The organism is Ensifer sp. EB106-03-01-XG145 (assembly GCF_058792075.1).
The window spans coordinates 185,743-204,891 of record NZ_JBYTEC010000007.1; the positions used below are offsets into that span (position 1 = coordinate 185,743).

The 19,149-nt window shown below is 62.4% G+C and carries 18 protein-coding genes; 9 read left to right on the plus strand and 9 right to left on the minus strand.

The features are described 5' to 3' along the window. Positions 1-19: 19 nt before the first annotated feature. The 9 genes from AC3WWH_RS18635 to AC3WWH_RS18675 all read right to left on the minus strand — a co-directional run bounded on the left by AC3WWH_RS18635 (position 20) and on the right by AC3WWH_RS18675 (position 8,147). Complete coding sequence (locus tag AC3WWH_RS18635; protein WP_492377155.1) at positions 20-964, minus strand: carbohydrate kinase family protein; 945 nt, start codon at positions 962-964, stop codon at positions 20-22. Further along, positions 961-1,479 carry an ureidoglycolate lyase gene (locus AC3WWH_RS18640; RefSeq protein WP_492377156.1) on the minus strand — a complete coding sequence of 173 codons (519 nt, stop codon included), beginning with the start codon at positions 1,477-1,479 and terminating at the stop codon, positions 961-963. The genes AC3WWH_RS18635 and AC3WWH_RS18640 overlap by 4 nt, the downstream gene beginning before the upstream one ends. Continuing rightward, entirely contained in the window at positions 1,476-2,216 is a 741-nt protein-coding gene (locus AC3WWH_RS18645; protein WP_058324306.1) for a BtpA/SgcQ family protein, read from the minus strand. Before AC3WWH_RS18645 ends, AC3WWH_RS18640 begins: the two co-directional genes overlap by 4 nt. Beyond that, complete coding sequence (locus AC3WWH_RS18650) at positions 2,213-3,022, minus strand: GntR family transcriptional regulator (protein WP_143032942.1); 810 nt, start codon at positions 3,020-3,022, stop codon at positions 2,213-2,215. Before AC3WWH_RS18650 ends, AC3WWH_RS18645 begins: the two co-directional genes overlap by 4 nt. A gap of 22 nt (positions 3,023-3,044) precedes the next feature. Continuing rightward, positions 3,045-3,905 (minus strand): ABC transporter substrate-binding protein, encoded by an 861-nt coding sequence (locus AC3WWH_RS18655; protein WP_082641150.1) that lies wholly within the window; start codon positions 3,903-3,905, stop codon positions 3,045-3,047. A 32-nt stretch (positions 3,906-3,937) separates the two neighbouring features. Beyond that, positions 3,938-4,702, minus strand: a complete 765-nt coding sequence (locus tag AC3WWH_RS18660) for an amino acid ABC transporter ATP-binding protein (RefSeq protein WP_058324303.1) — start codon at positions 4,700-4,702, stop codon at positions 3,938-3,940. Then, complete coding sequence (locus AC3WWH_RS18665; protein WP_082641148.1) at positions 4,699-5,625, minus strand: amino acid ABC transporter permease; 927 nt, start codon at positions 5,623-5,625, stop codon at positions 4,699-4,701. Before AC3WWH_RS18665 ends, AC3WWH_RS18660 begins: the two co-directional genes overlap by 4 nt. A 434-nt stretch (positions 5,626-6,059) precedes the next feature. Beyond that, a complete protein-coding gene (locus AC3WWH_RS18670; RefSeq protein ID WP_058324302.1) occupies positions 6,060-7,298 on the minus strand; it encodes an NAD(P)/FAD-dependent oxidoreductase in 1,239 nt (412 codons plus the stop codon). Positions 7,299-7,322: 24 nt separating this feature from the next. Then, positions 7,323-8,147, minus strand: coding sequence for a M55 family metallopeptidase (locus tag AC3WWH_RS18675; RefSeq protein ID WP_058324301.1), 825 nt, complete (start codon positions 8,145-8,147; stop codon positions 7,323-7,325). A gap of 111 nt (positions 8,148-8,258) precedes the next feature. Between AC3WWH_RS18675 and AC3WWH_RS18680 the strand changes: the two genes are divergently transcribed. The 9 genes from AC3WWH_RS18680 (at position 8,259) to AC3WWH_RS18720 (ending at position 19,143) form a co-directional block, all read left to right on the plus strand. Next, positions 8,259-9,716, plus strand: a complete 1,458-nt coding sequence (locus AC3WWH_RS18680) for a M81 family metallopeptidase (protein ID WP_058324300.1) — start codon at positions 8,259-8,261, stop codon at positions 9,714-9,716. 200 nt (positions 9,717-9,916) lie between these two features. Further along, positions 9,917-10,549, plus strand: a complete 633-nt coding sequence (locus AC3WWH_RS18685) for a helix-turn-helix domain-containing protein (RefSeq protein WP_058324299.1) — start codon at positions 9,917-9,919, stop codon at positions 10,547-10,549. A 94-nt stretch (positions 10,550-10,643) separates the two neighbouring features. Next, the gene (locus AC3WWH_RS18690; RefSeq protein WP_245299257.1) at positions 10,644-12,215 is read left to right on the plus strand and encodes an ABC transporter substrate-binding protein; all 1,572 of its coding nucleotides are present in this window, start codon (positions 10,644-10,646) and stop codon (positions 12,213-12,215) included. Positions 12,216-12,349: 134 nt separating this feature from the next. Continuing rightward, the gene (locus AC3WWH_RS18695) at positions 12,350-13,363 is read left to right on the plus strand and encodes an ABC transporter permease (protein WP_058324297.1); all 1,014 of its coding nucleotides are present in this window, start codon (positions 12,350-12,352) and stop codon (positions 13,361-13,363) included. A gap of 2 nt (positions 13,364-13,365) precedes the next feature. Next, a complete protein-coding gene (gene ddpC, locus AC3WWH_RS18700) occupies positions 13,366-14,274 on the plus strand; it encodes a D,D-dipeptide ABC transporter permease (protein ID WP_245299256.1) in 909 nt (302 codons plus the stop codon). After that, positions 14,274-15,305 carry an ABC transporter ATP-binding protein gene (locus AC3WWH_RS18705; RefSeq protein WP_058324321.1) on the plus strand — a complete coding sequence of 344 codons (1,032 nt, stop codon included), beginning with the start codon at positions 14,274-14,276 and terminating at the stop codon, positions 15,303-15,305. Before ddpC ends, AC3WWH_RS18705 begins: the two co-directional genes overlap by 1 nt. Next, positions 15,289-16,281, plus strand: a complete 993-nt coding sequence (locus tag AC3WWH_RS18710; protein WP_245299255.1) for an oligopeptide/dipeptide ABC transporter ATP-binding protein — start codon at positions 15,289-15,291, stop codon at positions 16,279-16,281. The genes AC3WWH_RS18705 and AC3WWH_RS18710 overlap by 17 nt, the downstream gene beginning before the upstream one ends. 356 nt (positions 16,282-16,637) lie before the next feature. After that, complete coding sequence (locus tag AC3WWH_RS18715; RefSeq protein ID WP_058324296.1) at positions 16,638-17,462, plus strand: creatininase family protein; 825 nt, start codon at positions 16,638-16,640, stop codon at positions 17,460-17,462. A 61-nt stretch (positions 17,463-17,523) separates the two neighbouring features. Further along, complete coding sequence (locus tag AC3WWH_RS18720; RefSeq protein WP_058324295.1) at positions 17,524-19,143, plus strand: ABC transporter substrate-binding protein; 1,620 nt, start codon at positions 17,524-17,526, stop codon at positions 19,141-19,143. The last annotated feature ends 6 nt before the right edge of the window (positions 19,144-19,149 follow it).

Here is a 19,149-nt window from a genome sequence, read left to right on the forward strand (position 1 = left end):
AGGGCTCAGTTACCGCGTTTCACCGTGATCTCGGCCGGCGCTCGTCATCGCGCCAGCGGCGGATATCTTCCGGCGCTGCTTTACCCGCCCGCGGGCCGTGAATGGTGACGGAGCGGGAGGCGGCTGCGACGGAGAAGTCCAGCGCCTCTTCGATGGTCTGGCCTTGCGACAGACACCAGGTCAATGTGCCGCCGAAGGTGTCGCCTGCACCGGTGACGTCAACGACGTCGACCGGAAACCCGGGCACACGAAGGATCGTGTCGCCATTGCGGGCCTCGGCGCCATCCGCAGCGAGGGTGCGCACGACCCAGTCGATATCGTGCGTCTGCATCCAGTCGCCGATAAACGTGATTTCGTCGTGGCCGAAAGCCGCGCGGAAGCCGACCTGGTTGAAGATGACGACCGCAGCACCGGTGAGATAAGGCATATCCTGCGGCGTGCATCCACCGACGTCGAGATCGAAGATGACGCGCCGGCCGTTCTGGCGGAGATCGGCAAGAAGGTCGGCTTGCTTGACCACGCCTTGATCCGTTCGCGCATGGAGACGACGGGCGCGATAGAGCGTCGTGTAGAGAAAGCCTGGTTGGCGCAGCGCATCGAGGGCAGCGGGGTCGAGCCACATCGGCTGCTCGCCCATCTCGACCGTCAGAACGACATGCTCGTCGTCGACGAGGAAGATGAAGTTCCGCGATTCCGGAATGGCGGGATCGATCAGCATGTGATCGACGCCAACCCCATTCTTCTTCAAATCGGCGATCAAACGTTGCGACAAGGGACTGTCGTTGAGCAGGGAGATGAACTGCGTCTGGCCGCCAAGCCCCGCATTTACGACCGCAGCATTCGCAATGGAGCCGCCAGCCTCGGATGGAAGCTCCATGACCAGGCCCTTGTCGGCTCGGCCCGGCCAGCGATCGGCGGTGTAGTATTCGTCGAGCGCGACGTCGCCGATGAAGAAGCTTGTCATGCGGTTGGTCCTTCGCCCGGAATGACTTGCACCAGCTTCGGGCCACCAGCAACCCGAACCCAAGGGCTTTCACCGAGACCGCAGACGGCCATCCAGTAATAGGGTGCGGGGCCGGAAACGCCCCGGCAGGCATCGTGCCAGACGTTGCGGTCCATCACCACGGCCTGCCCGGGCGCGATCACGAAGGCTTCGATCTCATTCCGGTCCGGCGCCGTGGCGTCAGATGCAGGAGCGACGGCGAGGACAACCGGTTGGGCGAAGCAGAAGATCGCCTCCTCCGTTTGCGGATGCCGCTCCATTGCGCCGCAGTGCCACGGTGCGCTGCCGCCGCGCGTAACGCCGAGATGGCCGGCACCATCGATCAACGATGTTTTCGTGAAGCCGTCGCGCCATCCATCACCGGCGGTCCAGACCACCTTGGGATCGATGTCGCCGGTCAGTTCATAGACCTTGCCGTATCGCGAGAAATTGTCCCGGGTCACCGGGCGGGCGAAAGCCGTGTCGGCCGCACTCATGCGTCGCTCCTGATGGCGCGCACGACGCGCATGAGCCCGGCAACATGGGCGGGCTCGACGCGGCCTGTGTCCTTATGGTCGTGCTTGAACCAGCTGCCGACGACGGCGCCATCGGCCTTGGCCAGTTGCTCGGCGGCATTGGCTTCGGTCAGGCCGGCGCCGATCAAGAGGGGCGTCCCGCCGCCGGTTGCAGCGTGGAAGCGCGCCACCTTGTCCATGTCGGTCGGCTGGCCTGTGGCGTCGGAGGTGACCACTAAACCGTCGCAGCGCGCAGCGCCGATGCGCACGTCTTCCGATTCCGACCGCCCGGACAGAACAGGCTGGTACTTGAAGCGAACGCCACCGAACAACAGCGCCGAAACGCCCTCTCTGCGTGCCGCGAGTTCGGCTTCGAAGGCTTCGTCCGCTTCCGGCGGCAGATGGCCGGCGACAGAATCCACCTGGATAAAGGAAACGGGGTACGTTTTGGCAAGGGCAAAGGCGCGCGCATCGTCTCTGAGCACGTTGACGCCGATGCGGGTGCCGAGGTCGAACCCGAAAAGCCGGTCCAACACCCGCTCGACGTCTTCTGCACCACCGAAGTAGTTCTCGACCACGACCCCGTCCACGCCTTCGCCGGCCATGATGCGGGCCTCTTCTTCGGCCTGGGCAAGCTTGGCCGCGGGGCCGTCACCAGCCAGGTGCAGCATGCCAAGAATGGGTTTTGGGGTCGTGAAAGTGTCGCCGAAGCGGCTCATGTCTTGCTCTCCTGCGCACCGTGCGGCGCGGTCTCGCGCCCCCAGCGCGTTGCAAATTTCATCTGGACTGCCGGCGAGTAGACGATCGACGTGCGCTCGACCAACCGGTCGTCGGCATCGAGCACATCCCCGCTGGCGCAAAGGTAGCCCGGCACGTCAGGCGCCGGGGCAAAGACCTCCCTGAGGCGCTCGGAAGACGGCACGACGCTGAGCAGCAGTTCCGAACGCAAGGGGTGGCGGTCATAGTCGCGGCGCAAAACCTCGTAGAGCGATTGCGCCGCGAAATCGTAGCGGTCGATCCCCGGATAGAGGGCAAGATCGAGCTGAGACGTGTCGACGTTCAGCCAACTCACGGTGTCGCCATTGGCAAGTCCACGGGCGCGCACCAGCAAGAGTTCGCCATTCTCCACCCGGTGTTCCAGCACGCGCGTCACCGGGCGCTGGCCCTGGCGGCGGGCAAGCTCCGTGAAGCTGCCGAAATTCCAGATGTTGTGGCTGATCGGCCGGTGCGAGACGATCGTGCCGCGGCCGCGAACCTGCTGAACCAGACCTTCCGAAACCAAAAGCGCCATCGCATTGCGCACGGTGGTTCGGGCAATGCCGAACTGGTCGCGCAACTGGTTCTCCGAGGGGATCGCTTCCCCTTCGGAGAAGTCGCCGCTGAGAATCGCGGCGCGGAGCGCCCGATAGAGCTGCCGGTAGAGCTGCTCGCTCGAATAGAGATCGAGGCGCAGCCGGGCCAGTCTGTCGTCCGGGTTTCCATTTGCTGCGATGGTGGAGGCGTCTGGCATGGAAGGATGGGTCAAGGCAGGCTCCGGCGCGGTTCGGTTACTTCGTGGCTCCGTTTATCTTGAACTCTTGGACGGCAGCCTGTTTCAAGCCGTAGCGGTCGAGGATCTGTGCATAAGTGCCATCGGACTTCATGGCGTCGAGCGCGCCCTTTACGGCATCGCGCAACTGCCCATTCGCTTTGGCCAAAGCAATGCCGTAGTGGTTGACGTCGCCGACTTCGCCGATCTGGTAGAACTTGCCCGGCTCCTGCTTCATCAGGTCGAGCAGTCCCTCAAGGCCGATGACCGAAGCCTGGGCGCGGCCCTGGCGGATCTGCATGATGTGCTCGGCCTGGGTCGGGATCTGGATGACGGTGATCAGCTGGTCAGGTGCGCATTTAGCCTTGCCGATATTTTCCGCCCAGGTGACCCAGCTGGTTCCCGTTGCGACCGCGACAGTCTTGCCGCAAAGGTCCGCCTCGGTCTTGATCTCGCCTTGGTGGTCTGCGGTCGAATAGAAGACGTTGCCGGACTTGAAGTAGTCGATGAAATCGAGCTGCGTCTGGCGCTCCACCTTGTCGGAGAAGGCGGTCATGATCAGGTCCGAACGGCCGGTGACGACCTGCGGGATCAATTGCGGGAACTCGACGTTCTGGAACTCGGCCGTCAGGCCGAGGCGTTCGGCGATTGCCTTGGCAAGATCGATGTCGAAGCCCTTCAGTTCCGTCGAGCCGGCGTCGCTGTATTCCATTGGCGGATAGGCAAGGCTGATCGTGACGTTCAGCTTTCCGGTATCGCGCACGGCGTCCGGCAGAGCGGCCGCGAGCTTCTGGTCGGCGGCCTGTGCCACGCCGCCCGCGGCGAGACTGATGAAGGTGGCGGAGGCTAGCCCCAGAACCATTGGTAGCAGTTGTTTCATTTTCAGTTCTCCCTCTTTTTGAACTCTTGTCTTCAGGCCAGCACGCGGCTGAGGAAACTCCGCACGCGCGGGTCGCCGGGGTTGCTCAGAACTTGCGTGGGTACGCCCATCTCGCGGATCTCGCCGTCGATCATCACCACGACGCGGTCGGCGACCTCCCGGGCAAAGCCGATCTCGTGGGTGACGACGATCATCGTTGTGCCGCCGCGCGCCAGATTGCGCATGACTTCCAGAACCTCGCCGACGAGTTCCGGATCGAGCGCGCTGGTCGGCTCGTCGAAGAGCATGACGCGCGGCTCCATGGCGAGCGCCCGGGCGATTGCCACACGCTGCTTCTGGCCGCCGGAAAGCTGAGACGGATAACTCGATGCCTTGGCCGCCATGCCGACCTGCTCGAGTAGGCCCATGGCACGGGCTTCGGCCTCGGCGCGGCTCAAGCCGCGTACCACCATCGGTCCCTCGATGACGTTGCCGAGCACCGTTCGGTGCGCGAAAAGATTGAAATGCTGGAACACCATGCCGAGCTGGCTCTGCTGCGCCCTGAGCCGCTTGACCGGCAATTCCTCAAGCGCGCCGCGGCTGAGCTCGTAGCCCATGATCGCGCCGTCGACCCAGACATAGCCGCCATTCGGCGTTTCCAGATGGTTGATGCAGCGCAGGAAGGTGCTCTTGCCACTGCCCGAGGGCCCGAGGATGCAGAGCACTTGACCATAGGTGACTTCCAGATCGAGACCCTTCAGGACCTCGTGGCTCCCAAAACTCTTGCGGATACCGACCGCCTTGACTGCGAGTGTCATGCTTCCCCCGAGGCGACGGGACGACGCGCCCATCCTTTGAACCAGCGGCGCTCGCTGGTTGCGGCTGCGCCATCGCGGCCGAAATGGCGTTCGAGATAGTATTGGCCGATGGAAAGAACGGTGGTTCCCGCCAGATACCAGACGGCGCAGACGAACAGCAGTTCAATCACAGCGCCATTGATGAAGTAGATGCGTTGTGCGGCGTTCAGCATCTCGCCCATGGCGATGGTGGCAGCGAGCGAGGAGAACTTCAGCATGCCGATGGCGCTGTTGCCGAGTACGGGCAGGATCAGCCGCAGGGTCTGTGGCAGGATGATACGCCGCATCGTCTGGCCCGGCGTCATGCCGAGCGTATGGGCAGCTTCCTTCTGGCCCTTGTCGACCGAAGAGATGCCGCCGCGCACCACTTCCGTCAGATAGGAGCCTTCGTTCACGCCGAGACCAAGGACAGCCGCGACGAACGGCGTCACCACGTCGACCATGCGGGCATCGATGAGCCCGGGGATATAGAGGCGCGGGAAGACCAGCGCGATGTTGAACCAGATGAGCAACTGCAGCAGCACCGGCGTGCCGCGGAACACCCAGACATAGAGCCATGCAGCAAAGCGCAGGATCGGATTTTCCGAAAGCCGCATGATGCCGAAAGCGAAACCAAGAAAGACGCCAAGCACCAGCGCACAGGCCGAGATCAGGAGCGTCCAACCGAAGCCGGTGATGATGACGCCAGCCGTCAGGAACTCGCCGACCACCGTCCACTGGATTTGCCCGACTGCGAAGGCGCGGCCGATTACGGCAAGCAGCAGGATGACGAGACCGCCACTGATCCACCGCCAGGGGTGGTGCAGTGGACGGATGGCGACATCCGGACCGGGAAGGTCTGCGAGTGACAGCGCGGACGTTGAAGATGAGTGAGAGTGGTGCATGGCATCCAATTGTAGGGTTAGGCCTACAACTTGATAGAAGCACGCCTAAACGGAGTCAAGCTGGCGACCGGAGAATATTTCCGCCTGCGCATATTCGCGCTGAATGCGCAGGAGGATTGGAAGTCAGCGGCCGCGAGGAACAAAACGATCGCCGCTGGCACGGAGGAATCGGCGAGGGGGACAGCTTCTCAAGCGCTAAGCGCGCCGCCGTGCTGGCATCTTCCGGGATGCAGCCGCATGAAGGCTGTACCGGGCACGGAATCGAACCGTCCGTTGAAGAGAAAATAGGTAAGACTGCGGCGCTCTGTGAGCGTTACCGGTGTTTGCCAACCGCACCGTTAAGACTGACGAGACGCTGAAAGTCTCACCAGTCCGCAAGTGCTCGTGCTCGTAATCCTACCCAGCGTCCATGCCGAACGGCGCCAACCTACGCGTTATGCCCAGCCTCGCGCGGACGGCATCAGGGGCAGAGCGAGCGGATTGCCGTGTCCCCCCTCGATTTGCTCCGCCAGAAGGAAGGCGGTCGTCGGGCCCAATGTGAATCCCTGATGGCCGTGGCCAAAATGGAACCACAGGCCCTTATGGCGGGTCGGGCCGACAACGGGCAGCATGTCGGGCATGCAGGGGCGGGTGCCCGACCATGGCGTTGCTTCGACGGGCTCGCGCAGGCCAAAAAGCTCGCGCGCGGCATTGGCGGCATGCAGTATCTGCCGCGATGCCGGCGCTGTGCCCGGCGGCGCCATATGCGCACCGGTCAAAACTCGCCACCCTGTGTTCATCGGCGCAACCAGCGTGGAACGGTCGACATCCAGCATCGAGATGCGCGGTCCGTTCGGGTCTGCGAAATGCCTGTGATAACCGCGCTTGAACACCATGGGGATGTGATAGCCGAACGTCTTCGCGAGCGTCGGCGACCATGGACCCAAGGCGACGACCGCGTTCTGTGCCGTAAATGTGCCGCCCTCGGACAACACCTGCCAGCCGGCGCCAGTCTGCTGCAAGCTCATGGCGTCGCCGCGGGCCAGCGTTCCGCCGCGCGCAATGAAGAGGGCGGCATAGCGCGCGACCAGTTCACCCGGGTCACGGCAGGTCCAGGGAGAGGTCCAATGGACCGCCCCCGCCAGCCGAGGTTGCAGCGCCGGTTCGCTGGCCGCGAGTTCATCTGCACCAAGCACCGCCGACGGCACGCCGTAGACACGCTTCAGCCGTTCCGCGGTGGCGGCAGCCGCTTCGAATGTCGCAGGCGTACGATAGACCGCGCGCCAGCCCTGCCGGACGATCAGTTCCCCAGCGCCGGCGGGTTCGATGAAACGCGCGTGATCGTCACTCGCACGCAGCGCCAGTTGTGAATAGGTCCCGATGGTTCTTGCGTAAGGCGCGGGCGCCGACTGCGCGAAATAGCGCCAGAGCGGGCCCACCAAGCGTGGCATATCGCGCAGCCGCCAATCGACGTCGTTGCCGCGCTTGAGCGCCACCCTCGCGATCTCGGTCACGGAGCGAGGGAAGGCATAAGGCTCGACGGCCTCGGTCTGGATGATGCCGGCGTTGCCGTAGCTGGTTTCCCGGCCCGGCGCCTGGCGATCCAGCAGCACCACCTGGTGCCCGTTCTCCTGCAGTGCGAGCGCGGTTGAGACGCCGACCATGCCGGCGCCGAGGACGATGGAGGTAGCCATTGTTTGATTCCGCAGAAGGGCCCGTCAGAAAGTCAGGCGCGAATTGTAGCCGACCACGAATTGGATGAAGCGCGAGACGTCGACCATGTCGTCACCCTGGTAGCGGATCGTGTAACCATCGGTGCGCTCGACGCCCTTGAGGTAGGAAAGGTACTCGGCCGGCAGGCGATTTCGGAACACGATCTCCAGGACAGGGTTTTCCAGTCTGAACGGTTTTGCAGAGCCTGCTCTTGCCAGCGCCGCCTTGACGCCCTCGCGGATCCGGCGATGCGCGACGGCCGGCGTCAGCGTAATCGCCGATTGCGTGCTGTAGACCTGCTTCACCGGTACCGCAACGATGTCTCCGATGACCTGGCTTATCTCGTCCAATGCCACATTGTCGCCCGAGGCGAGCAGCACCGGCACGCCAAAATGCCCAGCGATGGCGGCGTTGATGCCGGCCTCCGCCATGACGACGCCGTTGATCCGCACCTCGGCAAAGGCCGTGCCGCCGATGGTGTGCGACAGCACGCCCCCCGAGTGGCTTGCCCCGGCGTGATAGCCGAGAAGCATGGCGCCGACGAAGGACCCGAGCTCGACGCCCTGCATCATCATCAGCGGCCGCGGCCAGCTGCGCACGACCTGCACATAGTCGGGCAGGCGGTCGATCAGGATGCTCTCGCCATTTCCATGAGAATCGCTGAGGATGACTTCCTCCACGCCTTCCTCGTGAGCGGCCTCGCAGGCGTGGACCACGGTATCCGTCATCCAGCGCCGGGCATTCTCATACTCGAAACCTTCGGGCATCAGCTGGTCGCGGCTGACGACCCCGACGATCCCTTCGATATCCGCGGAAATATAGACGCGCACTTCTGCCTCCCCAGTCAGCCGCGCGATGGCGCGGATAATACATTTGACTTTCCGACGATAAACATAGTTTTATGATTAGAAAATATCTTTCTTGATAGGCGAGAGGCAAAAATGAAACTGTTCATCGCTGGGCTGGACACCGAGACCAACACTTTTTCGCCGATGCAGACGGGGCTTGAGGCTTTCCGGGAAAACCTGATCGCCTATGGCGATGCCACCAGGAGGCCGCTCAACTGCTGCTCGTCGCAGATGTCTGTCTGGCGCGAGGCCGCTCAAGAAAAGGCCTGGTGCGTGGTGGAGAGCCTGTGCGCCGTGGCCGAGCCAGGCGGCAGGACCACGCGGGCGGTCTATGAGAGCTTCCGCGCTACCATCCTTGGCGACCTCAAGGCGGCCATGCCGGTCGATGCCGTCATGCTTGCCCTGCACGGCGCCTGCGTCGCCGAAGGCTATGACGATGTCGAGGGGGATCTGCTCGAGCATGTGCGCGGCCTGGTCGGGCCGAATGTGCCGGTCGCCGCCGAACTTGATCTGCATTGCCATATCACCGACCGCATGCTCGCCAATGCGACCATGATCGCCACCTACAAGGAATATCCGCATACGGACATCGAGGAGGTTGCCGGCCAGTTGTTCCGGCTGGTGGAGCGGACGCTCGCCGGCGAAGTGCGACCGGCCATGGGCGTTTATGACTGCCGCATGATCAACACCTTCCACCCGCACCGCGCGCCATTGCGCGGCATTGTCGACCGCATGAAGGCCCTGGAAGGGCAGGATGGCGTGCTGTCGGTCTCCTTCGGCCACGGCTTCCCCTGGGGCGACGTCGAGGATGTCGGCGCCAAGATGCTCGTCGTGACCGACAATGACCCGGAAAAGGCTGCGCGCACCGCCCGGTCCTTCGGCCGGGAGATATTCGATGCGCGCGAGAAGATGCGCGGAGACTATCTCGGTATCGATGCCGCGCTGGATCGGGCCGTCGCGGCGAAGAGCGGACCGGTCGTGCTCGCCGACGTCTCCGACAATGCAGGCGGTGGGGCGCCTGGAGACTCGACATTCATCCTGCGTCGCATCATCGAGCGCGGCATCGAAGACGTGGCGACTTGCCTCTATTGGGACCCGATTGCGGTGCGCATGTGCCGCGAGGCGGGAGAGGGGGCCACATTGGCGCTGCGGATCGGCGGCAAGGTCGGGCCGGCTTCCGGCGATCCGCTCGATCTGACGGTGACGGTCAGGCGTGTCGCTTCGGGCATTACCCAGCACTTCGGGCCGACGCCGCTCGGCATCGGCGATGCCGTCTGGGTCAGTGCCGGCAACGTCGACATCGTGCTGAACACCGTGCGCACACAAACCTTCCACCCGGAATGCATGACCGCGCTCGGCCTGGACCCGGCGCAGAAGAAGATCGTCGTGGTGAAATCCAGCAACCACTTCCGCGCAGGCTTCGAACCCATCGCGCGCGAAATTCTCTACGTCAGCGCGCCCGGTGCCCTGCAGCCCTCATTCGAGGAACTGGCCTTTACCAAGCTGAAGCGGCCCTATTGGCCAAGGGTCGCCAACCCATTCGAAGGGTAGGGCAAGGGCGGTATCGATCCGAAGACGATCGCGGGCAGGGTTGTCGCCGGCGCGCATTGCCTTCGAGGCAATGTTGATTTCGGCCACGTATTATAGGAAATGGTTTTCCTATCATGCCAGTCGGATTCTGCCGCGTCGCGGGCTGAGCCGGGATCGGCACGCGGTCCGGAACGGCTGCAGGCAAATTGGAGACGCCAACGATGACCGATGCGAAATCCACCCTCGGCGATATCCTGAAGGAGATTCGCAACCGCAATCGCTGGACGTTGGCAGAGGTGAGTTCCATGACCGGGCTTGCGGTCTCGACCCTTTCCAAGGTTGAGAACAACCAGATGCAGCTCACCTACGACCGACTGATCCAGCTCGCCCAGGGCCTGAAGGTCGACATCGTCGAGCTTTTCGGGACCATGGCGGGCGCTGAGGAAGCCCCCAACATGCTGGGGCGGCGCACCTACACCAAGTCCGGCGACGGGCGGGCGATCATCACGCAGAACTACGACTATCTTTATGTTTGCACGGAGATTTCTAAGAAGTCGATGGTTCCGATCGTGGCGGTAGCCCGTGCACGCACACTTGAGGAGTTTGGGCCGCTTATCCGGCACAAGGGCGAGGAGTTCTTCTACGTACTCGAAGGGGAACTGGAACTTCACACCGAGATCTATGCGCCTTTGCGGCTCAAGAAGGGCGATTCCTGCTACTTCGACGCGATAATGGGTCACGCCTATCTCAGCGTCAGCGAAGAACCTGCGCATATCCTGTGCGTTTGCTCGACCCCGGAAACCGAGCTGGTCTCCACACTGGCGAACGCGCAGACGATCAAGCTCAAAAGCTGATCGAAACTAAAAAAACAAATACGATAAGAAAAAACATTGCACTTAGGAAAATCGTTTCCTAGTCTAGCACCGCGGTGAATGCCGGGAGGGCATCGTGCGCCGCAGTTCTGGGGAGGACTACGAGATGAACGGTTCCAAGTGGAAATCGATCGGCGTTGCATTGCTTCTGGCGTCGACGCCTCTTTCCGGCGCGATCGCAGCGCAGGACGTGCTGGTGATGGCGCGAGCGGAAGATCCGCCGACCGCCGATCCTGGAGTTGAAATCAGCAACAGCGGCTACACACTGATTTATGCCGCCTACGAAAGGCTCGTCGCCTACAAGGGCGGCTCCACGGAGGTCGGGCCCGAACTGGCTGAAAGCTGGACCGCCGACGATGCCGGCCTCGTGTGGACCTTCAAGCTCGCCAGCGGCCACAAGTTCGATGACGGTTCACCGGTCGATGCCGCGGCAGTCAAATTCAGCTTCGACCGGCTGATGAAGCTGAAGGCCGGACCGTCCGACGCGTTCCCGGTGCTGAAGGAGGTCGAGGTAGTCGATCCGCAGACTGTCAGATTTCATCTGACGGCGCCGTTCGCGCCGTTCATTTCGACGCTGGCCGTCTCCGGAGCAGCGATCATCAATCCCAAGGTGATGGAGCATGAAAAGGACGGCGACATGGCGAAGGCCTGGCTTGCCGAGCACTCCGCCGGCAGCGGGCCCTACCGTATCGCCTCCTGGGAGCGGAACCAGAGCATCGTGCTCGACCGCAACGAACATTACGCAGGCACTGAGCCGGCGCTGAAACAGGTCGTCATTCGCATCGTCGGCGACGTGTCGGCCCGCCGCCTTCAGTTGACCAACGGCGATGCCGACATCATCGAACAGATCCCGCTCGATCAGGCGGAGGCGCTGCAAAAGGACGCTTCCGTCGTGGTCGAGAGCAATCCCAGCATGTATGTGAACTACATCTACATGAACAACCGCCAGCCGCCGCTCGACGACGCCAAGGTTCGCAAGGCGATTTCCTATGCGGTCGACTATCAAGGCATCATCGACGGCATCATGCTCGGCCAGGCCAAGCAAATGCGCGGCGCGGTGCCGAGCGGCATGTGGGGACACGACCCGCAGGGCTTCCAGTACACATACGACATCGAGAAGGCCAAGGCTCTGCTTGCCGACTCCGGCAAGAGCGATATTCACCTGACCTATACCTTCTCTCAGGCGGACCCTGCCTGGGAGCCGGTTGGGCTGGCGCTGCAGGCGTCACTGGCTGAAGTCGGCATCAAGCTCGATCTGCAGGCGGTCGCCGACACGACCAAACGCGAACTGGTGGCCAACGGCAAATTCGATATGGCTCCCGGTGCCTGGACGCCTGACTTTGCCGACCCCTACATGTTCATGAACTATTGGTTCGACGCCGACAAAATGGGCGGCCCGGGAAACCGTTCCTTCTACGGCAACAAGCAGGTGACCGATCTCGTGCGTGAGGCGGGATCGATCGTCGACGAGGTCAAGCGCAAGGCTCTTTACATCGAGGCGCAGAAGCTTTCGACCGAGGACGCGCCCTATCTCTACATCATGGAGAAGAATGACATCTTCGCCCGTCGCGCCGTGGTGAAAGGCTATGTCTACAATCCCATGCTGATCCAGGTCTACAACTTCGGGACGATGTCGAAGACGGAGTGAGGGGCCGGATTGAAGCGATCCTCTCGCTCAACAGGCCTCAATCCACGGAACACCTGCCGCCGGCCCCAACGGCTGTGACGGCAGGGTTTCATCGTTTCCCAAGCAAGGTTTTCCTGCTGGAAAGGCTGACGTCCATGGCAATCACCCGCATCATCATTCCGCGTCTGATATTGCTGCTTTTTGTGGTGCTCGGGGTCGCGGTCATCACCTTCACGATCTCTCACCTCATTCCGGGAGATCCCGCGCGCATGATTGCGGGCGATAGGGCAAGCGCCGAAACGCTTGAGAACGTCAGGCGCAATCTGGGTCTCGATCGCCCGGTCGTCGAACAATTCACCATCTATATCGGCAATCTCCTGCAAGGCGATCTGGGAACGTCCTTGCGGACCAACCGCCCGGTTGCAGCCGATATTCGCACCTTCTTGCCGGCAACACTGGAACTCGGAACGGTCGCGCTCTTCATCGCGATCTGTCTGGGCGTACCACTCGGCGTGCTGTCGGCCGTCTACAAGGACGGCCCGATCGACCAGATCGCGCGGACGGTCTCCGTCTGCGGCATCTCAATGCCGGTGTTCTGGTTCGGCCTGATCCTTATCTACCTCTTCTACGCCAAGTTCCAGATACTGCCTGGCAGCGGGCGCCTGGCCATGGGCATCGTTGCACCCGAACGCATCACCGGATTCCTGCTGATCGACTCTCTGCTGCAAGGCCGCTTCGATGCCTTTCGCAGCGCCGTCTACCACATCATCCTGCCGGGCTTTGTGTTGGCCTTCGCCAATATGGGCGTGATCACCCGCCAGATCCGCGCCTCGATGCTGGATGTGCTACAGGAAGATTATATCCGCACCGCCCGCGCCAGCGGCCTGCGCAAGGGCATGATCGTCTTCAACTACGCTCTCAGAAACGCGCTGATCCCTTCGATCACCCTATTGGGACTGGCGCTTGGCGACCTTCTCTATGGAGCAGTGCTGACCGAGACGATCTTCGCTTGGCCGGGCATGGGCACCTATGTCGTGACCTCCATTCAGACGCTCGATTTTCCCGCCATCATGGGTTTCACGATCGTCGCATCCATCGGCTATGTGCTGATCAACCTCTTGGTAGATCTCGCCTACATGCTCGCCGACCCGCAAATCAGGGAGGTCTGATCATGTCCGCCGTCATGCCGAGCGAACCTGCCGCGGCGGGTGCCGCGATGCGCAGGACCAAGTCCGTCTCCGAGCGGCTGCACTATTTGTGGTACCTGAGCCGCCGCAGCCCGCTGACCCTGGTTGGCGCTGCCATCATTCTGCTCGTTCTCATCATGATCATCGCCGCACCGGTGATCGCACCGTTCAACCCGGACAAGGTCTCCTTGACGGCGCGCCTGTTGCCGCCGAGTACCGCGCATTGGTTCGGCACGGACGAGGTTGGCCGCGACCTGTTCTCACGCGTGATCTATGGGGCGAGGGCGTCCTGCGGCGCCGCCTTCATGATCGTCCTGATTTCGATGTCGGTCGGGGTGCTGATCGGTTGTTTTTCCGGCGTGGTCGGCGGACGGGTCGACACCGCCATCATGCGGCTCATGGATGTCGTTCTTGCTCTGCCGGCGCTGGTGCTGGCCATGGCGCTGGCCGCAGCCCTTGGTCCGAGCCTGTTCAACTCCATGCTGGCCGTGGCGATCGTGCGTATTCCCGCCTATGTGCGCCTGGCCCGCGGTCAAACGCTTTCCTTGCGCGAGCAGGTCTTCGTGAAGGCGTCGCGGACCTTCGGCGCTTCGCCATTCTACATCCTGCGCTGGCATATCCTGCCGAACGCGATGTCGCCGATCATCGTGCAGGCGACGCTCGATCTTGGCGGCGTCGTGCTGATTGCGGCCGCGCTTAGCTTCATCGGCCTCGGCGCGCAGCCGCCCACCTCCGAATGGGGCGCTCTTGTCAGCAGTGGTCGCAGCTACATGCTCGATCAGTGGTGGTACGCGACCTTCCCGGGCCTCGCCATTCTGATCACGGCGATGGGGTGCAATCTCGTTGGCGACGGCATTCGCGATATGCTCGACCCGCGCTTGAGGGGCAGATGATGACAGGCACGGCAGAACGACGCGGCCAGGCGCTGGCCATTCACAACCTGTCGCTGGAGTTTCCAACCTTCAGCGGCGCGATTAAGGCGCTCGACAATGTGTCGATCAATGTCGGAAAGGCCGAGATCGTCGGGATCGTCGGCGAGTCCGGCTGCGGCAAATCGGTAACGACCATGGCCGCGACTGGGCTGCTGCCCAGGGGTCGCTACAGGATCACCGGCGGCTCGGTCAGGCTCTTTGGCCATAGCACCCTCGCCATGGACGACAGCCAGTTGCAGGATGTGCGCGGCAAGGTGTTCTCGACCATCTTTCAAGAGCCGATGAACGCGCTGAACCCGACGATCCGCATCGGCAAGCAGCTGACTGACGTCATCATGCGTCACGAGGAGACAAACTTGCCGGATGCCAGGCGCATTGCGCGGGATATTCTTGCCGACATGCTGATCGGCGAGCCAGAGCGGGTCATGAAGCTCTATCCGTTTGAACTCTCCGGCGGCATGCGGCAACGCGTGCTGATCGCCATGGCGTTCTCATGCAATCCCGGCCTCATCATCGCCGACGAGCCGACGACCGCGCTCGATGTCACCGTGCAGGCCGTGATCCTGCGGCTGATCCAGAACCGCGCGCGCCGCACCGGGACGTCGGTGATCTTCATCTCGCACAACGTCGCCGTCGTGTCGCAGCTCTGCGACCGGCTCTACGTGATGTATGCCGGACGGATCGTTGAGCATGGTGCGACCCGCACCGTGCTCGAGGCGCCGCAGCATCCCTATACCCAGGCGCTATTGCGCTGTCTGCCGGAGCGGGTGGCGCCAAAACAGGAGCTCGAAGCGATCCCCGGCGCGGTGCCTAATCTCCTGCATCCACCGACGGGCTGCTACTTCCAGCCGCGATGCAAGGAAGCGGTTGATCTCTGTCGATCCCAGTCTCCGCAGTTGGCCGGGGCCGACAGCCAACAGGTGGCGTGCTGGCGGCGTGGTGTCGCGCCAGAAACATCAAAGCAGGGAGCCGGCAATGACCGAAGGCGTTGACACGATGGCACAGCCGGTTCTGGAGGTTTCCGACCTCCATGTCCGCTTCCCGGCGTGCCGCAACTGGCTCGGGCGCCCCACTTCGCATGTGCATGCCGTCAACGGTGTCACCCTTAGAGTTCGTGCCGGCAGAAGCCTCGGCATTGTCGGCGAATCCGGTTGCGGCAAGAGTACGCTCGCCCAGGCGATCATCGGGCTTGCGCCATACGAGCAGGGTAGGGTGGCGATCGACGGTCAGGATTTTCAGGCAGCGCAGGGGAGAGAGAAGCGCCAGCTGCGGCAGAAGATGCAGATCGTTTTCCAAGATCCGCAATCCTCGCTCGATCGGCGCCTACCGGTCTGGCGGCTCATCAGCGAACCGCTGCATATTCGCGGCGGGCATAGCAACGCCGAGCTGCATGCGAAGGCTGAACAACTGGCGACCGCCGTCGGTCTTAGGCCGGAACATCTCGATCGTCTGCCACATGAGTTTTCAGGCGGACAGCGCCAGCGCATTGCCATCGCCCGCGCCATCAGCACGGACCCCGACCTCATGGTGTTGGACGAACCTACATCGGCGCTCGACGTGTCGGTCCAGGCGCAGATCATCAACCTGCTTCTGAAACTGCAGCGGGAGCGGGGGCTCGCCTACCTCATGATCTCGCACGATGTCGCACTGGTGCGCCACTTCTGTGACGATGTCGCGGTGATGTATCTCGGCCAGATCGTTGAATCAGGCCCGGCCGAAGAGGTCCTGGGCGATCCTCGGCACCCATACACGCAGACGCTTCTGGCCGCGGCCCCGAGTTTCGCAAGTCCCTTGCCGACTATTGCCGAGGTGCGGACCGCCGAGCTCCCAAACAATCGCAGACTGCCGGCCGGTTGCTTCTACAAGGAACGTTGCGGCAAGGCTGCCGCCGGCTGTGAGACGCCGCAGGTTCTCCAGCGGCTCGGCGAGGGCGCACGCTGTGCAAGGTGTCATCTGGCGCAGGGATGAGGGACAGACGAGCGCTACAGACGCGCTTCGCCGACCCCTGACGTGGGAGGCGGCGAGGCCGCTCCATGTCATTTGATGCGCTGTCTCGATATTTTAAGAAAGATAATTTTCTTATAGGAAAAATGATTTGATTGATATTTCCGACTGTGCATATTTGGAGCGCATCGCACCTCTGCACTCGAACGAAACGCGGCCTACGCCGCCGGAGACGACATTGACCTGACCAATGCCGATCGGTGCCCTCTGTCAGCTGCCGCTTCCGTGTCTTTCCCCGATGTCGGCGGACGCCGTCGTGCGTGCAGCGGTCCGCGCGGCTACGAGCCGAAATGAATCTGATCTAATGAAAGAGGCCTAAGATGAAGAAGGAAGTCGAATGGGCGCGCATGACCGCGCCGAGCCTGCGCGAAATTGCCGGAAAACCGGGCGCGCTTGCCGTTCTGCCGATCGGTTCGCTGGAACAGCATGGGCCGCACCTGCCTGTCATTACCGACACCGCCAGCGCATCGGCCGCGGCCATCCGTGCCGCCCGTCTCGTGGCCGATGACATCCCGGTCGCCGTTCTTCCCGGCCTGTGGCTCGGCATGAGCGATCACCATCTGCCTTTCGGCGGCACCATCACGCTCGACTACGATACGCTGAGCCGCGTCATTCGCTGCATCGTCCGATCGCTGAAGACGCTCGGTTTCGCGCGGCTGTTCATCGTCAACGGTCACGGCGGCAACATGGACCCGCTCGCGGTTGCCGTGCGCGAACTGGCGGTCGAGTTCGCCACGCCGATTGTCGCCACGACGCCGTGGATGCTGGCACCAGAGGAGGCCAGCAAGATCTTCGAGGTTGACACCGGTGCGCATCACGCCTGCGAGGGCGAAGCGTCGGTCATGCTGGCGATCGTTCCGGATGCGGTAAAGACCGAGATGTTCGGCCAGGCCTTCGGCAACCAGCACCATCCCGTTGACGTACCTGCGGACGTGTCGCGCTTCTATTCCTTCGCCGAGCGGGCGCCGGTCACCGGCACCTGGGGCGATCCTCGCAGCGCAACCGCCGAAAAGGGCGAGCGCTTCCTCGACCTGCAGGCGAACGAGTTGGTGAAGCTGATCCACAACGACGTGCTTTGGACCGCGCCAGACCCGGTCTGGACGCCAGGCCGTGGCCTCGGCACGACGGCCGGCAAAGCCGATTGATCTCAGTCGGCGAGAAATCCGCCGGGCATTTCGCATTCCATTCCCAAGGAAGGACACGCCAATGACTTTGAAATTCGCGCGGACGCGCAAAACCCTTGTTTCCCTGTTTGCAGCAACCATGCTTTCTGGCGTGGCGCTGACGCCTGCCATGGCGAAGACGCTCGTCTATTGCTCGGAGGGCGCGCCAGAGGGGTTCGACGCAGCGCTCTACTCGGCCAACAGCACGTGGGATGCTTCAGCCGAGACGATCTACGATCGCCTCACTGAGTTCGAGTCCGGCACCACCAATGTCGTTCCGGGCCTTGCCGAAAGCTGGACCATTTCCGACGACAATCTCAAATACACGCTGAAACTGCGTGAGGGCGTGAAGTTCCAGACGACGGATGATTTCACCCCGACGCGTGATTTCAACGCCGACGACGTACTCTTCACCTACATTCGCCAGTTGGACAAGGACGACCCGTGGAACAGCTACTTTCCTGGTGCGAACTGGGAAATGTTCAACGCGATGGACATGCCAACGGTCATCAAGGACATCGTCAAGGTCGATGGAAAGACCGTCAAGTTCGTGCTGAAGCAACCGGATGCGTCGCTTCCGGCGAAGCTTGCCCTCAACTTCGGCTCGATCATGTCGAAGGAGTATGCCGACAAGCTGGCGGCTGAGGGACGGCGCGAGGACCTCGACCGCAAGCCTGTTGGTACCGGGCCGTTCCGCTTTGTCGACTACCAGCAAGATGCGGCGATCCGCTTTGCAGCCAATGTAGACTATTGGGCCGGCGCGCCGAAGATCGACAATCTCATCTTCGCGATCACTACCGATCCGACGACACGCATGCAGAAGCTACAGGCGGGCGAATGCCATATCGCGCCGTACCCGGCGCCGGCTGACGTCGCCGGACTGAAGGCAAATCCGGACCTGACGGTATTGGAACAACCAGGTCTCAACGTCTCCTATCTCGCGATGAACACCTTGGTCGCGCCGTTCGACAAGCTGGAGGTGCGCCGCGCCATCAACATGGCGATCGACCGCAAGGCGATCGTTGATTCCGTCTATCAGGGCATGGGCCAGGTCGCCAAAAGCGTCCTGCCGCCGACGATGTGGGGCTATAACAGCACCATCGAAGGCTACAGCTACGATCCGGAAGCGGCAAAGGAGCTTCTCGACGGAGCCGGCGTCAAAGATCTGAAGATGAAAATCTGGGCGATGCCCGTCAGCCGTCCGTATATGCCGAACGCCCGCCGCGCGGCCGAGCTGATGCAGGCGGACCTTGCCAAGGTCGGTATCGGTGTCGAGATCGTTTCCTATGAATGGGGCGAGTACCTGAAGAAGTCGCGCGACGAAGCGCGCGACGGCGCCGTCATCCTCGGCGGCACGAGCGACAATGGCGATCCGGACAACTTGCTCAGCTACTTTTTCAGCTGCTCCGGCGTCGGCGGGAGCAACAATGCCAACTGGTGCGACAAGCCGCTCGACGAGATCTTCCAGAAGGCGCGTACCAGCTCGGATCAGAGCGAGCGGACGAAACTGTACGAAGAAGCGCAGGCCATGATCAGCGACCAGGCACCTTGGGTTCCGATTGCTCATTCCACCGTTGTGCTGCCGATGTCGAAAAAGGTGAAGAACTACATGATGGAACCCTTGGGTTCGCATCGCTTCGACAAGGTCGATATCGAGGAATAGTCCCAA